The 15,141-nt window shown below is 31.0% G+C and carries 14 protein-coding genes; 7 read left to right on the forward strand and 7 right to left on the reverse strand.

The genetic code is table 11. From position 1 onward, the window contains the following. The first annotated feature begins 89 nt into the window (after positions 1–89). Together ACSIGE_RS13875 and ACSIGE_RS13880 are read left to right on the forward strand one after the other, a co-directional pair. Complete coding sequence (locus ACSIGE_RS13875) at positions 90–1,013, forward strand: patatin-like phospholipase family protein (RefSeq protein WP_440880470.1); 924 nt, start codon at positions 90–92, stop codon at positions 1,011–1,013. A gap of 30 nt (positions 1,014–1,043) precedes the next feature. Further along, positions 1,044–1,943: a DUF72 domain-containing protein gene (locus ACSIGE_RS13880; protein WP_440880471.1), complete on the forward strand. Its 900-nt coding sequence runs from the start codon at positions 1,044–1,046 to the stop codon at positions 1,941–1,943. 59 nt (positions 1,944–2,002) lie between these two features. Here the strand turns inward: ACSIGE_RS13880 and ACSIGE_RS13885 are convergent, their stop codons facing one another. Further along, complete coding sequence (locus ACSIGE_RS13885) at positions 2,003–3,430, reverse strand: S41 family peptidase (RefSeq protein WP_440880472.1); 1,428 nt, start codon at positions 3,428–3,430, stop codon at positions 2,003–2,005. Positions 3,431–3,569: 139 nt separating this feature from the next. Here ACSIGE_RS13885 and ACSIGE_RS13890 point away from each other — a divergent pair, with 139 nt between their 5' ends. The 5 genes from ACSIGE_RS13890 (at position 3,570) to ACSIGE_RS13910 (ending at position 9,735) form a co-directional block, all read left to right on the forward strand. Next, a complete protein-coding gene (locus tag ACSIGE_RS13890) occupies positions 3,570–4,079 on the forward strand; it encodes an RNA polymerase sigma factor (RefSeq protein ID WP_440880473.1) in 510 nt (169 codons plus the stop codon). Then, positions 4,066–4,545, forward strand: a complete 480-nt coding sequence (locus tag ACSIGE_RS13895) for a hypothetical protein (RefSeq protein WP_440880474.1) — start codon at positions 4,066–4,068, stop codon at positions 4,543–4,545. The genes ACSIGE_RS13890 and ACSIGE_RS13895 overlap by 14 nt, the downstream gene beginning before the upstream one ends. A gap of 46 nt (positions 4,546–4,591) precedes the next feature. Further along, a complete protein-coding gene (locus ACSIGE_RS13900; protein ID WP_440880475.1) occupies positions 4,592–5,098 on the forward strand; it encodes a DUF4252 domain-containing protein in 507 nt (168 codons plus the stop codon). Between the two features lie 18 nt (positions 5,099–5,116). Then, entirely contained in the window at positions 5,117–5,662 is a 546-nt protein-coding gene (locus tag ACSIGE_RS13905) for a DUF4252 domain-containing protein (RefSeq protein WP_440880476.1), read from the forward strand. A 275-nt stretch (positions 5,663–5,937) separates the two neighbouring features. Beyond that, positions 5,938–9,735, forward strand: a complete 3,798-nt coding sequence (locus tag ACSIGE_RS13910) for a M36 family metallopeptidase (protein WP_440880477.1) — start codon at positions 5,938–5,940, stop codon at positions 9,733–9,735. A gap of 195 nt (positions 9,736–9,930) precedes the next feature. Here the strand turns inward: ACSIGE_RS13910 and ACSIGE_RS13915 are convergent, their stop codons facing one another. From ACSIGE_RS13915 to ACSIGE_RS13940, 6 genes are all read right to left on the reverse strand, one after another. After that, positions 9,931–10,980 carry a hypothetical protein gene (locus ACSIGE_RS13915; RefSeq protein ID WP_440880478.1) on the reverse strand — a complete coding sequence of 350 codons (1,050 nt, stop codon included), beginning with the start codon at positions 10,978–10,980 and terminating at the stop codon, positions 9,931–9,933. 9 nt (positions 10,981–10,989) lie between these two features. Continuing rightward, complete coding sequence (locus ACSIGE_RS13920; RefSeq protein ID WP_440880479.1) at positions 10,990–11,283, reverse strand: glycine-rich domain-containing protein; 294 nt, start codon at positions 11,281–11,283, stop codon at positions 10,990–10,992. Positions 11,284–11,394: 111 nt separating this feature from the next. Continuing rightward, positions 11,395–12,402 (reverse strand): potassium channel family protein, encoded by a 1,008-nt coding sequence (locus ACSIGE_RS13925; protein WP_440880480.1) that lies wholly within the window; start codon positions 12,400–12,402, stop codon positions 11,395–11,397. Next, complete coding sequence (locus ACSIGE_RS13930; RefSeq protein WP_440880481.1) at positions 12,392–12,694, reverse strand: S-adenosylmethionine decarboxylase family protein; 303 nt, start codon at positions 12,692–12,694, stop codon at positions 12,392–12,394. Before ACSIGE_RS13930 ends, ACSIGE_RS13925 begins: the two co-directional genes overlap by 11 nt. A 9-nt stretch (positions 12,695–12,703) precedes the next feature. After that, a complete protein-coding gene (locus ACSIGE_RS13935) occupies positions 12,704–14,266 on the reverse strand; it encodes a polyamine aminopropyltransferase (RefSeq protein WP_440880482.1) in 1,563 nt (520 codons plus the stop codon). Next, positions 14,254–15,132 carry a DUF350 domain-containing protein gene (locus ACSIGE_RS13940; RefSeq protein ID WP_440880483.1) on the reverse strand — a complete coding sequence of 293 codons (879 nt, stop codon included), beginning with the start codon at positions 15,130–15,132 and terminating at the stop codon, positions 14,254–14,256. Before ACSIGE_RS13940 ends, ACSIGE_RS13935 begins: the two co-directional genes overlap by 13 nt. Between the last annotated feature and the right edge of the window lie 9 nt (positions 15,133–15,141).

The following is a 15,141-nucleotide window of genomic DNA, read 5'->3' on the forward strand; positions in this document are numbered from 1 at the left end:
TAAATATAGGTAAAAGTCATTTGATTTTTGTTAAAATTTAAATCAAGTAAAATATTACTTGTGTTTAAATAATTAAAAAATAGTAATATATGAAAAAAGCATTGGTTATTTCTGGAGGTGGGAGTAAAGGAGCGTTTGCTGGAGGTGTAGCAGAGTTTCTTATAAATAAGAAGAAAAAGGAATACGATTTATTTTTAGGAACATCTACTGGAAGCTTGATGGTTTCTCATCTATCTTTAGGACAAGTAAGAGAACTTAAAGAATTATATACAAATGTTAATCAACATACTGTTTTTAGTAATAGCCCATTTAAGATTAAACATGTAAAGGGAGAAAAAGTTATCTCAATAAGACACAGTAATACTTTATGGAATTTTATCAAAGGAAGAAAAACTTTTGGAGAAAGTAAAAACTTAAAAAAATTAATAAAGAAAAACATTACAAAAGGTATGTTTGATGAGATACGGCATAAGAATAAAGAGGTGGTAGTTACCGTTTCAAATTTAACAGCTAATAAGATTGAATATAAATCTATCTTAGATTGGAGTTATGAAGATTATTGTGATTGGATTTGGGGTTCATGTAATTACGTTCCTTTTATGAGTTTATTGGAAAAAAATAGTTGTCAATATGCAGATGGCGGTTTTGGTTGTTTAGTACCAATACGAGAGGCTATTTTAAGAGGAGCAAAGGAAATAGATGCTATTATTTTAGAGACAGAAATGACGCAAATAAATAGGTTACCTGCGAAAAACCCTTTTTCTTTAATGCTAGATGTTTTTGACTTTATGCTAGGACATGTTGAAAAACATAATGTTACAATTGGTAAACTATTAGCTAGAAATAAAGATGTTAAATTAAATTTATATTATACTCCGACTGTCTTAACGACAAATTCATTAGTTTTTGATAAAAAATTAATGTCAAAATGGTGGGAGCAAGGTTTTGACTATGCTAAAAAGAAAAATGAAAATAAAATGAATGATTTCAAAACAGAATTGATAGATGATTGATTTATATTCTAACATATAACAAGATGAAATATGAAATTTGGAAAAGTCGAACGTCCTGAAGTTATAGATTTTTCGCTGCCAGATACACATCCGAATACAACTATTGTACTTAATAGCAAAAAATATAAAATGAAACAGCAAAACGTTTATATTGGTTGTGCTAAATGGAATAAATCAGATTTGAAAGGTTTTTATCCTCAGGGAATTCAAGATGAACTTCAATATTACTCTAGTCAATTTAATTCAATTGAATTAAATGCAACATTCTACAAGTCGTACTCTGCTGATCAGTTTCTTAGGTGGAAGTATAAAACCCCTAAAGATTTTAAATTTTTTCCTAAATTAACACAAGAAATAAGTCATTGGAAGAGACTGGAAGGAGTTCAGGATAGCGTAAATGATTTTTTATTTCAAGTTCAACATCTTGGGGAGAAATTAGGAACTATTTTTTTACAATTAAATGAAAACTTTGGACCTGATAACTTTAAGAGAGTGGAAAATTTTGTAAATAGTTGGCCTAAAGAAATTAAACTAGCTATTGAAGTTAGGCATCCAAATTGGTTTTCTGATAAAAATTTCTCTAATGAATATACAACTTTACTTCGTGACAATAATATCACCAATATTATTGTTGATACTGCTGGAAGAAGAGATATGTTACATATGAATTTGACATCAAATGAAGCATTTATAAGATATGTTGGTTCTAATCATTTTTCTGATTACGATAGGTTGGATAATTGGGTCTTGAGGTTAAAAAAATGGAAAGAACTTGGATTACAAAATATTCATTTTTTTATACATCAAAATTTAGAGAAGGAATCTGTATCACTTGCAAGTCATTTCACTAAAAAAATAAATGAAAATCTTGGGTTCTCGTTAAAAATACCAGATCTTAAAAAAGAGAGTAATCAAATGACTTTATTTTAAATAATAATTAATATATAAATGAGATCATCTCCTATCTATTCAATGATTAATTACTGACATTATTTAGGCTCACCTATGTACATATTGTTGTATGTAGGTAGTCGTGATTTTGAACTATTAATAATTCTAAGTCTATTAGAAAGACTTTTTCTTGCTATTTTCTCTCTACGATTACTTCTACTTCCAGTGGTTATTAACTGGATGGTTCGTTGAAGTAATGGTTCGTCTATTTCACCTAAATTTCCTAAATTTCCAAAATCTTCTTCTATTTCAATAAAAGGGATGATTCCTTCTTTTTGATTTTTGTCGTCTTTATTAACAGTTTCCGACACAATTGGTTGCATAGCCCAATTATGATTCGGATTGATGTTGTTTTTCGAAGAAAATGTAGGTGAATCATAAAGAGTTATTGAAGCGACATATTTTCCTCGTGTTTTAGTACCGATTGTTTTTACGTCAATGTAAGGATCAAGACTATTTATAATAAGTTCTGAAGCAGAGACAGTACTTGCGGTTGTAATAAAGTAAATTCTTGACAAATTAAGGCTATTAATAGCAGTATTATTTCCTAGAGTACTTGGAAACCTATCAATTAAGAAATCAGGATTAACAACGCTCATGTATTTATTATTCCAAAGTTGCTTTGCAAATATTTCATTAGTAAACTGCCCAGTAATCATACTACCGAGTCTTGCTGCAGATTTTACAAAACCGCCATAATTATATCTAAGGTCTATGATAAGATCAGTAATTCCTTCAGATTTAAAATTAGAAAATGATTGGTTCAACTGATCGTCGAAAGAGCTTACAAAGGCATTATACATTAAATAACCAATTTTTTGGCCACCTACGTCAAGAGTTTTTGATATATGAACAGGATTTTCAGTGTACTTATCTTTAGTAAGGCTTATGGTGTTGGTTGTAGCTATCGGGTTACCAGAGTTGTAATCTGCTAAAGTGATTGTTATGGAAGGAGTGTTAGAAAATAAGAGCTCTCTATAATTACTTTTTGTTAATTTTACACCGTTAACTTCATTGAAAACCATTCCTCTTTTTATTCCTTTTATCATAGCATCTGTTCCCGGATTAACATACCTAACGGAACCAAACATATTTGTTGATTGATCTTTATATTCAATAATTTCAAATTCCATACCTGTAGTCAAAGAGGTGCCTTGAAGAGCTTCTTCTAGAGTGATATAATTGTCTACAATCCAAGACCATTTATCGACTATGTTTTTTTGATAAAGAAGGTTTTCGAAAAGAGTTTTAGGCGAATCAAATCCAGATAGGTAGTTGTATAATTGTTGATCTGAAGTAAAGCGGGTATCTGATAGGTCTGGAATATTTTCTTGCCATAAATAATAGGCATTAAGCCCTTTCCAAACAAAATTGTTAATTTCTACATCATTAGGCGCTTCATCTCTACTACAAGAAAAAACACTCGATAAAACAATAAAAACAAGGAATAATTTGTAAACTTTCATCCGAAACATCTTAAAACTAAAACAACGCAATTTAGTGAATAATATTATTTTTTTGCGAAATCACGTAACAAACTTTGCGCTTAATCGTCATAACACTGTGAACACTTAAAATTAAAGTAGTTCATCTAAATCAACCACAATGAAACAATCAGACTTTTTAAAAGCTGTTTTGCCTTTTAAAGATAGAATTTTTCGATTAGCAAAAAGACTTCTAGTTTCTACAGCAGAAGCTGAAGATGCGACACAGGAACTTTATCTAAAATTATGGAAGAATAAAGAGAAGTTAAAGAGGTATAAGAGTGTTGAGGCATTTGCAATAACAATGACCAAAAATTATTGTTTTGATAGATTGAAATCAAAACAAGCAAGTAATTTATCCTTGGTTCATACTAATTACAAAGAGAAAGGAATTACGTTAGATAAAAAGATAGAAAATAACGATGCCGTAGCTCAAGTAAGACTTTTAATTGAAAAATTACCTGAACAGCAAAAAGCAATTATTCAATTAAGAGATATTGAACAATATGAACTAGATGAAATATGTAAGATAATGGAAATGAAATCAACTGCAGTTCGAGTGGCTCTTTCAAGAGCTAGAAAGAAAATAAGACAAGAACTCATAAAAAGATATAATTATGGAGTTAGCTAATATAGAAAAATTAGTAGAAAAATATTTAAATGCAGATACTAGCTTGGAAGAAGAACAAGTATTATATAAATATTTTACTTCAGAAAAAGTAGCAGCGCATTTAGAGGAATTTAGTATACTTTTTAACTACATCAAAGAAGATAGGCAAGAAACTTTAAAAAAGCCCATATGGCTGAAGCCTGAAATTAAAATAAAGAAAAATTTTGAATGGCTATCTGTAGCAGTATCTGTAGCTTTGTTATTCGGTTTTTATTTAGGGTATAATATTTATCAAAAAAATGAGCAAAAAAAGCAATTTATGCAAATAAAAGAAGCTCTTCAAATGGTTTCTTTAAACCTTAATAAAGGAAATGAGGCACTATATACAGTGTCAAATAGTTTAAGTAAAAGTCAAGAAGCAATTGGATATATTGCGACCTATGAAAGGGTTGTAAATGAGGCGTCCAGAACAATAAGCCAAGAATAAAAAGATTTAAAAATAAAACCAAATAGATATTAAAATTAAGAAAGTCATGAAAAAAATATTGTTTTTACTAGTTGTCACACTAGCATCTAATTTAGTCTTCAGTCAATCATTTGATGAGTTGGAAGATTTAGATGCGGTTTCTTCATTTGTTATGACTAAAGACGCATTTGAACTGATATCAAAATTTCCCGAAGCAAAATCTGAAAGCCTAGAATTTTTTAATGTATTAAAGGGGTTAAATGAGTTAAAAGTATTTTCTTCCGAAAATACTAATGCGGTCGTAAAGATGGAGGCTATGGTTAACGATGCTGTGAAAAATTCAAGTTTAATTCAGTTAATGAGAGTAAAAGATAAAGATTCTAGAATTAGAATATATGTTAAATCTACCGCAAATAAAGATCTTGTAAATGAGGTTTTAATGTTTCAAAAAGAAACTAACAGTAAAGGGCAGATTAAAATTTCTATAATTTCTTTGATAGGTGAAATAAATGTTAATAAGCTTTCTAAGATAGCAAACAAGTATTCTGAGAAAGGAGAGATTAAAATAAAATAATTTAAGAATAATTAAATAATGAATTTATATAAATTAGTACCACTCTTTTGCTTAACACTAATATTATTCTCATGTAATAACAAAAAAACATTACAAAGTTATCTTGTTGAAAGTCAGGATAAAAATGGTTTTTTGAATGTGGATATACCTGTTGGTGTTTTTGAATTGACAGAAGATATTCTAAACGAAGAAGATAAAAAGATATATGAGAGTGTAAAAAAAATCAGTTTAACTGCTTTACCGATAAAAAAATCAAATGAAATTTCTTACGAAAAAGAGAAAACAGAACTAAAAAGTATATTTGATGATTCAGATTATAAGAAGCTTATAAGTTATAAGAAGAGTGGAAATAATATAAATATATATTATTTGGGAGAAGCAAATAGGATAGGAGAAATTATAGCCTTTGGTTATGGAAAAGATCTAGGTGTTGGCGTTGCTCGAATACTTGGAGAAGAAATGAATCCTTCCAAGATTATTTCTCTTTTTCGAAAAACGAATTTAAACTTTGATGGTGATGATGCTATTTTTGAAAAAGTAAAATCCATATTTAATGAGCAATAGATAGTATAAAAAATATAGTAGTAAATAGGCATCATATTATGATGCCTGTTTTATTTATAGACAGTGTTTTTCGAGAATAGTTAATTGATAAAAGAGATTGATCCTTAGACTGAAAAATATATAATTTTAAGCATTTAAATTTTTTAAAAAAACAAAAATTAAGCTTAAAAGTTAATTTTTTTGTTAAAATTTTAATTTTATTTTAAAGTTAGGTGATTTTTTGAAATGTTTTTTCATACATTTAAGTAATTTTTAAACCCTTCTAAATCAATATTATGAAAAAATATTGTCTGTTTGCCCTTCTACTTATGACTGGGCTAACAAACCATTCGCAAACAAAAAAGTCTAGTGATCTAGATGTAATTCAAAAACACTTTAACAATTTAAAAAAGAAAAGTAAAAAAGTAGCTAATGATTTTTCTGAATGGAAAGTATCTAGTTCAGCTTCCTCTTTAAAAAAAGGACTTACACATTATTATTTAACGCAATATTATAGGGGGATTCCAATTGTTAATGGAACTTATAATATGTCTGTTTTTAATGGAAAAGTAAATTTTACAAATAATCAGTTTATATCAAATATTCCAGAAAAAATATTACAAAGTAAATCTGTTATTATTTCAGAGAATGAGGCTATTGACGAAGTTATTAAAAGTCATCAATTGAAACCAGGTAATCGATTGGTTAAAACCATGAAAAGAAACAGAAATGAGGATGAAGTTTCTGTCTATAATAACACTGGTATTACAGAGGATAATGAGCCTATTTTAGTTAAAAAAGTTTATGTTTTTCATAAAAATAAACTTCATTTATGTTGGAATGTTAACCTTTACGAAAAAGGTGGTGATAATTGGTGGAATACTTTTGTTGATGCAACCTCAGGAAAAATTTTAATAGAAGATAACTGGGTAATATCATGTAGTTTTGGAGAAGAAAATGATCGTGCACATCAGTATCATACACATCCAAAAAAAATAATTGAAAAGCAAATCAATGAAGAAAGGATACCTTACAAGAAAGGAACTAGTATGGTAGCATCAACTTCTTACAACGTTTATGCAATGCCTCTTATGAATCCAGATGACGGAGGTAGAACAGTTGTTTCTGATCCATCAAATTCTGTAGCTTCTCCGTTCGGGTGGCATGATACGAATGGTGTATCTGGAGCTGAATACAATATTACGAGAGGAAATAATGTTTGGGCTCAAGAAGATACTAATGGAAATAATGGGACAGGAGCTTCGCCCGGCGGAGGAAATTCTTTGAATTTTAATTTTCCCGTTAATTTAAATCAGTCGCCAAGTAATTATCAAGATGCATCTACAACAAATTTATTCTATTGGAATAATATAATGCATGATGTATGGTATCAGTATGGTTTTGATGAAGCTTCTGGAAACTTTCAGGAGAATAATTATGGAAAAGGAGGTACAGGAGGTGATTCTGTTAATGCAGATTCTCAAGATGGTAGAGGAACAAATAACGCAAATTTTGCTACACCAGGTGATGGATCAAACCCTCGAATGCAAATGTTTTTGTGGAATAGAACGAACCCTGGTAGAGATGGTTCTTTTGACAATTTGATAATAGCTCATGAATACGGGCATGGAATTTCAACCCGCTTGGTTGGAGGACGATTTTCAAATGCTTTAGGTGGGTCTGAGCAAATGGGTGAAGGTTGGTCAGACTGGTTTGGATTAATGCTAACAATGAAGCCAGGAGATACTGGAGCAGATAAAAGAGGAGTGGGGACTTACGTGCTTGGGCAATCTTTAGATGGCTTAGGGATTCGACCAACAGTGTATTCAACAGATAGATCAATAAATGATACGGATTATGCCGATATAGGGGGCCTGAGAGTACCTCACGGAGTAGGCTATGCTTTTGCAACTATTTTATGGGACATGACTTGGCTGTTAATTGATCAAGAAGGATTTGATACTGATTTTTACAATGGAAAGGGAGGAAATAATATTGCTATGGCTTTGGTAATAGAAGGCTTAAAAAATACAGCTAGTAATCCTGGTTTTGTGTCGGGACGTGATGGGATTCTTCAAGCTGATAAAGATTTGTACAATGGTAAATATAGCTGTTTAATATGGAAAGCTTTTGCAGAGAGAGGCGTAGGAAAAGACGCAGATGAAAACAGAAATGGTGGTTCAAATACTAACAATGATCAAACGGTTTCTTTTGAAAATCCTTGTGGCGGAACGCCAACTCCAACTACTTGTGATGGAGATGTAGCTTCATTTCCATTTACTGAGAGTTTTGAGAGTGGCTTAGGTATGTGGAAAAATGCTTCGAAAGGTGATGATATAGATTTTATTAGAAATTCTGGAGGCACTCCTTCAGATGATACAGGACCAGCAGGAGCAGCAGATGGTTCGAATTATATTTATGTTGAAGCTTCAGGGAACGGTACAGGTTTTCCAAATAAACGAGCTATACTAAACTCACCTTGTATAGATTTAACTGCGTTAACATCTCCAAAGCTTAATTTTCAATACCATATGTATGGTAGTACAATTAATAAATTAACTGTTGAAGTTAGATTGGATAATTCAGGTGATTGGAATTCTATATTTAGTAAATCAGGTAGTCAAGGTAATTCATGGAAAGAGGCTAATATAGATTTAAAATCATACGCGGGCAGATCAAGTGTACAATTAAGATTTAATATACTTACGGGCATAGGAGATGATGGTTGGCAAAGTGATATTGCTATTGATGCTGTTAGTGTTTCTAATGATGATGGTGGGTCAAATGGAGGTTGTCAAGATGGAGAAGTAACTTCTTATCCCTTTAATGAGAGCTTTGAAAGTGATTTAGGTTTATGGAAAAATGCTTCTTCGGGAGATGATATAAATTTCACAAGGAACTCAGGAGGAACCCCCTCAGAATCAACGGGTCCTACTGGTGCAACTGATGGTTCAACGTATATCTATGTTGAGGCTTCAGGGAACGGTACAGGTTTTCCAAATAAACGAGCAATATTAAATTCACCATGTTTAAATTTAAGTAATTTATCTTCTCCAAATCTTAGTTTTAAATATCATATGTACGGTAGTGCAATTAATACTTTAATAGTTGAAGCTAGGACTAATAATACAGGTGCTTGGACTTCAGTATTTAATAAATCGGGTGATCAAGGTAACTCATGGTTGACAGCAAATGTAGACTTAAGTTCTTATTCAGGACAATTAAGTGTTCAATTAAGGTTTAATGTTTTAACAGGTTCTGGATCTAATGGTTGGCAAAGTGATATTGCTATTGATGCTATTTCTATTAATAACGATGATAATGGGGGAGGTTCAGGAGACGATTGTCCAGCCTTGAACTTTAATGATTTTTCAATAAATTCATTTTCAAATCAAGATAATGACGGTAATTATTCAGTATCTACCTCAGGAGAATCACTAACGTTGACTAATAATACATGGAAGTACATCCCAATGAATTACACAGTTACAGCAAATACAGTTGTAGAATTTGAGTTCAGTAGTACAGCTGAAGGAGAAATACATGGTATTGGTTTTGAAAATGATAATTCACTATCTGATTTTAGATATTTTAAAGTGCATGGTACTCAAAATTACGGTATTACAAATTATGACAATTATGCAGGAGGAACGAAAAAATATGTTATTCCCATAGGAAGTTCTTATTCAGGTGTAATGGATAGACTTGTTTTTATAAATGATAATGATGCGAGCTCAGGAAATAATTCAACGTTTACAAATGTTAAGGTTTATGAGGGCTCTTGTGGTAATTCTTTAGTTAATATAGATTCATTTGTGTCAAGAGTGGATGTATTAGGAAATCAAGATGAGGAAGTATTTAGTTCTTTACAAATAGCACCAAGTATTATTACTAAAGGATCGCCATTAAATTTAATAGGAGGTAGTAAAGGTCTCAATGAAATTGATTACGAAATAGCTAATTTAATAGGTCAAATTTTTGACACAGGAAAGTTGAAAGGCAAAACAATAAATATTGACTTAAAACCGGGAATATATGTGTTAAGTCTTAAAAATGATTTTTCTAAATCAAATAAACGATTTATCATAAAATAACTTTAGTAGATAAAATAATTTTCGGCAGAAAAACTCATAAAGTTTAAACTTTATGAGTTTTTTTAAATATTGTAAAAGTTAGCGAGAGCTATATGTGAATTCTAAAATAGAATCATAATATTGTTTGCAGTTTTTGTTCTGGAATGGCAAGCAAAAAAGAATGTTATACTACAATAATTTTAGGTTCTAAAAATACTAGTCACCACCACAAGAAGAACAACTTGAACAAGAACTACAGCTTGAATCAAAAAAACTAGAATCGGAGTCACTTCCCCATGAATCAAAATCAAACCAACTACTAGAACTATCTGCTTCAGGTTCATTAATTACCATCGGGTCATTTTCAAAGGTTGATGAAACTGTCTCTAGGTCGGTTTCGGGATCAAAAATATTATCTTGAGCATTCAATTCATTAGCGTACCCTAAATCTTCTCCGTCCTCGTTTTCATAATAAGATTCTTTGATGAGAATAGGTGAACTATCATGCATAATATCAGACCAAATTAAACTGTAGAATAAGTAGTCGTCAAAGCCATGATAACCACCATAAACGCCACCTCTTTGTGTGTTATGAGGGATCTCTTTTTTATCTTGAATTTTACGTTTCGGTAATATGAGTTTATTTTTTATGAAAGATTTAATATCATCGGTTTCAATTTCTTTTTTTAGCTTAAGTTTAATTCTATTCAAAAAGTAATCGAAGGCTTTTACTTTGGTATCTCTAAATTCGTCAAACACTTTCTGACTGCTTACCGCGTTGTTTATCTTATTTTTGAGGTTTCCATGTGAAAACTCTTTAAATAACCCAGATACTTTAATAACTATTGGATAAACTCCAACTTCATGATCTCTGTTTATTTCAACCTCGATGAGGTATTTGAAATCATTGTCTTCATGCTCTAAAACTAGTTTTAGTTGCTGAAAATGGATTGACATTGCTTCATTTATCTCAATTTCATACGTGTCTAAAGCTTCCTTTAAATCATCTTTCTTTCCATCTCTATCATGATAAAAATCAATATCATCATGAGCAATTTTAATGATATTAGTAATATTCAATCCTCGGAAAGTCGCGTTAAATTGCTGAAGTATGGCTACAGCTGTAAAAGTTTCTCTTTCTTGTTTGTCAGAGATTGTACCGAGAGTTAAATGATGGAAAAACTTTTTGAAAGCTTTGGAGGGCTTTACTTTTTTTATTTCAGTTAACTGAGATGGGTCGATTGTAAGAATTCCTTCTAAATACATAGTTGATTTTTAGTTATGACAGGCGCCGCAATCACTTGCAGCCCATATGTTAGTGGCATGCGATCCCCAGATGATTTCTGAAGGCTTACCATAATGTTTTATATAAAGTTCTATTGTTTTTTCGTAAATGGTATGATCACTGCCTTCACTTGGTATATGGTGAATAAATCGTCCAAAATGCGTTTTACAAAACTCGTGATAATGCCTAGTGAATAATATGAATTCATGCCATGCGAGATCAACTATTAATGATGGTGATAATTTTTCATTTGTTAGGTGAATAAGATTAAGAAATCTAAGCATTTCAAGAATCAAAATTTCCCCATTAATATCATGTTTGATAGCTATTTTTTCAATTTTTTTCTTGAGTAATGGAATATAAATTACAATATCATTTAATTGTTTTTTCATAGACTAAGTTAAATATTGTTTGTTTTCCCCATTTGCAATATAAACTAAAATATCGCCTTTAATTAGTTTGAAATTATTTTCTGGATTTTTTATGAGTTCACCATTTCTGCTGATAGCGACTAAAGTGATACCTAAATCTTTTTTAAGTTTAATAAATGTATCAATAAAGTTTGTGTTTACATGTTCACTGCTTTCTGATAATTGAGTTTCACAAATATCTAAATTGCTTTTTTCTGCTGAAGTTGAAATTAAATCTTCCGTTAGCAAAGCTACATTAGGTTCAAAAATATAGCTAGCAATGAATTTTGAAACAATTTCTTTTTTAGGAATTATAAATTGCACTCCCAGATAGTTGAAAGAAGACTTAAGTTCTACATTTTCAATCGCAACAACACAATTAATGTTTTCGAATCGCTTTTTTAAACTGATGGTGTAGACTAAAGTATCTGTGTCACTTTCAAAGCTGATGTATACTCTTCTTGAATCTATTATGTTTACTTTTTCGATAGCCTCATAGTCTTTCAGATTTGTTTGTAGAACAAAGCATTGATTATCTGTATAGAGTTGTCTGATTTCTTTTAAATCAGTTTCTCTATCAATCACAATGGCCAAGGGTTCATTCGCTTTAACGATTTGTTCAGCTACGCGTTTTGAAAAAGAATTCCAGCCAATAATTATACAGTGATTTTTCATTTTAGTTCCAAAAAATCCCATTTCTCTTTTTTTTAAATATTCTGATATTTTTACACTTAATTCCGTAATTAGGTACCCTAAGAACCCAAGACTTCCTATAACAAATAAAATTCCTATCAATCTTCCCCAAAATGTTATCGGATAAAAATCTCCATACCCAACGGTTGTTAGGGTAACTAATGAGTACCAGTAGGAGTCTGCCAAATTTCGAATATTCGTATTTTCGAAGTTCGATTCAAAATAATATAAACCATATACCAATAAATTATAAATACTTACGATTATAATTAGTGGTATGAATTTATGCTTACTTTTCATTTGCCATTAATTTTTGGAATTGATTTCGTTTTTCTTCATTGCAACTACTTAGCTCTAAATAAGTCTTGTTACTTTCAGGGAACGTATGAATAGCTAAATGACTTTCTCCTAACAACCAAAAACAGGTGTAGCCTTCCTTATCGAAATAATGTTCACTAAAATTAAGGATAGTGAAATTGCATTGAATAAGCAAAGCTTCGAATTTTTCTTTTAAATATTCAGGATTCGTAGGGATAATCCATTCTTGAAGATTAAATATTTTAGCTTCTATTTTTTTATATTCAGTATTCATTCGCTTTTTTTAGTATAAATCCCAGTTGCCATCGAGGTAATATTGATACAATACAGGGCTCTGAATTTTATTAATTTCTACTTCATTGACATTGGCATTGAAAAAATCATTCTTTCCAAATGATGTTAATAAAAGCATAGCTTCTTTGTGTATCCATTTTGTTTTTATTGACGAAAAATTTAAACTATGTAGTTTTTCTTTAAACTTTTCTTGAGATATCGTTTTATCTTTTGTTCCAATGATCCATCCCCATTCTCCCATGGATAAAATTTGATTGTGCATAGGAACAGTGATGAAGCCTGCTGATTGCAATGTTAGGTTAATACATTGAAAAGCTTTGCTTGCATAATATGGACTCCCAGACTGCGTAACGATAAGTCCATTTGGTCTTAATTTACGATAGCATAACGAATAAAATTCGTGTGAATACAGTCTTCCCAGTTCCACGCTTCTTGGGTCAGGTAAATCGATAATGATGATATCATAGAAAGATTGATTGTCCTGCTCTAAATGAACATACGCATCTTTGTTATAGATCGTCAACTTATCACTACTCATCGAACCTTCATTAATATTGATTAGGACTGAATGATTCTTACCTAGATCTGTCATGTTAGGATCCAAATCAACCATATCAATTTTATCAACTGAAGGATATTTCAATATTTCTCTAACAGCACATCCGTCACCACCTCCGAGTATCAAAACTTTTTGTGGATGTGGATGCGTTTGCATAATAGGATGAACCAATGGTTCATGGTACATTTTTTCATCGATAGAGCAGAATTGTAAATTTCCATTTAAATAAAGCCAATGCTCATTTTTCCATTCCGTGAGTACAATTTTTTGGTATTTACTCTGATTGGCATAGATAACCTTGTCTTTGTATTTTTTTTGTTCTCCCCATGTAATGATTGAATCAGTAAAACTTATTCCTGCTACTAATATGATACATACAACGGTCATCATCGTTAACATAGTTTTTAATTGGTTTTTAACCATTTTACCTTTGAATCGGTAAAATACCATGCAAGCAACAAAAAAGTTAATAAGTCCTAGGAGAAATGGAGTATAAGTAAGTCCAAGAATAGGAAGGCCTATAAAAGCAAAAAATACACCTCCTAGCAAACTTCCGTAATAATCTTTTTCAAGAATCGAGGAGATATTTGTTTTTAAATCTTCGTACTCCTCGTTGATTCGAACTACTAATGGAATTTCTAACCCAATTAACAAGCCAACGAGCATGCTCAAAAAATAAATAACAATGTCGTAATAAGAAGAAACAGCCGCTAAGGTATATACGAGGACCGAAGAAAATGCCACAATAAGAGATAACGAGAGTTCTAAAAGTAAAAAGTTTCGAATCAGGTTAGTTTTAAAAAGCTTACTAAGACGACTTCCTAATCCCATACAGAAAAGCATCAATGAAACAATCATTGTCCATTGAAAAACAGAGTTTCCTATGAAATAAGTAGCTAGTGTAGATAAAACATATTCGGCTACAATTCCGGCAAAACCAGTAGCGAATATCGCTAGTTTGAGAATAAATGAATTACGTTTTATATACTCCATGTAATTAAAATAGCTGACCCAACATAGGCAAATGCTTCAATTAAACCAGCCCCTATGTTTGGCTTTTCCTGATTTATAATTTCATCGGTTAAGTTGCGTTCAGGGATTAGAACTTTATCTGTGATAAATCGCATAATAGGCAGTAAAATGATGCCTAAAACGGTTTGTAAAAGTACATCAATTATAGTAGTTGTCCAATCAATAAAAGGATCGATTAAAGCATTCATAATAACAATTCCAATGGCTAAAATGGCCCCACTAAAACTAACACCAACGGCTACATTATCAGCTTCAATTTCTTTGTGAACATCAAAACGAATCCATACTGTATAAATTTTTGAAGCTGCAATTAGCATAATATTCCCAATAAACCAATAAGTAATAAAGGTGATAATCCCTTCTTGTAAACTTGTTGATTCTCCGATAAGAGCACCATGAAGTAACAGAGCGTTTGAAACATAGATACTTGCTTCAATAACACCTGTTCCGTTGTTTTTATCTAAAAGAATTTCTTTTTTAATATCAAAGTTGGGTAAAATAAGTCGATTGCTTATTCGAGTAGAAATTTGTAACAATACAATTCCTAATATACCGTAAAGACCTATATGAGCAAGATCAGTATAAAAGCCTAAACTTTCACCTAAAATTGTACCGCCAACAACAATAACTAATGCTACGAAATAACCAACATAAGAAAGGATAAAAGCGAAGTTGTCTTTATGAACTAGCTCCGCTGTAATGTCTGTTTTGGCATTTGACAATTTAAACACGATCTTACCAATATAAAAAATAGTTAACGAGACTAGCATATAACCTAGCGAATGACCAAAACCAGTAAGATCAATATATTCATTCAAATTTTCCATTTGTTTTTT

This window comes from Tenacibaculum profundi, assembly GCF_052050075.1.
Lineage (GTDB): Bacteria > Bacteroidota > Bacteroidia > Flavobacteriales > Flavobacteriaceae > Polaribacter.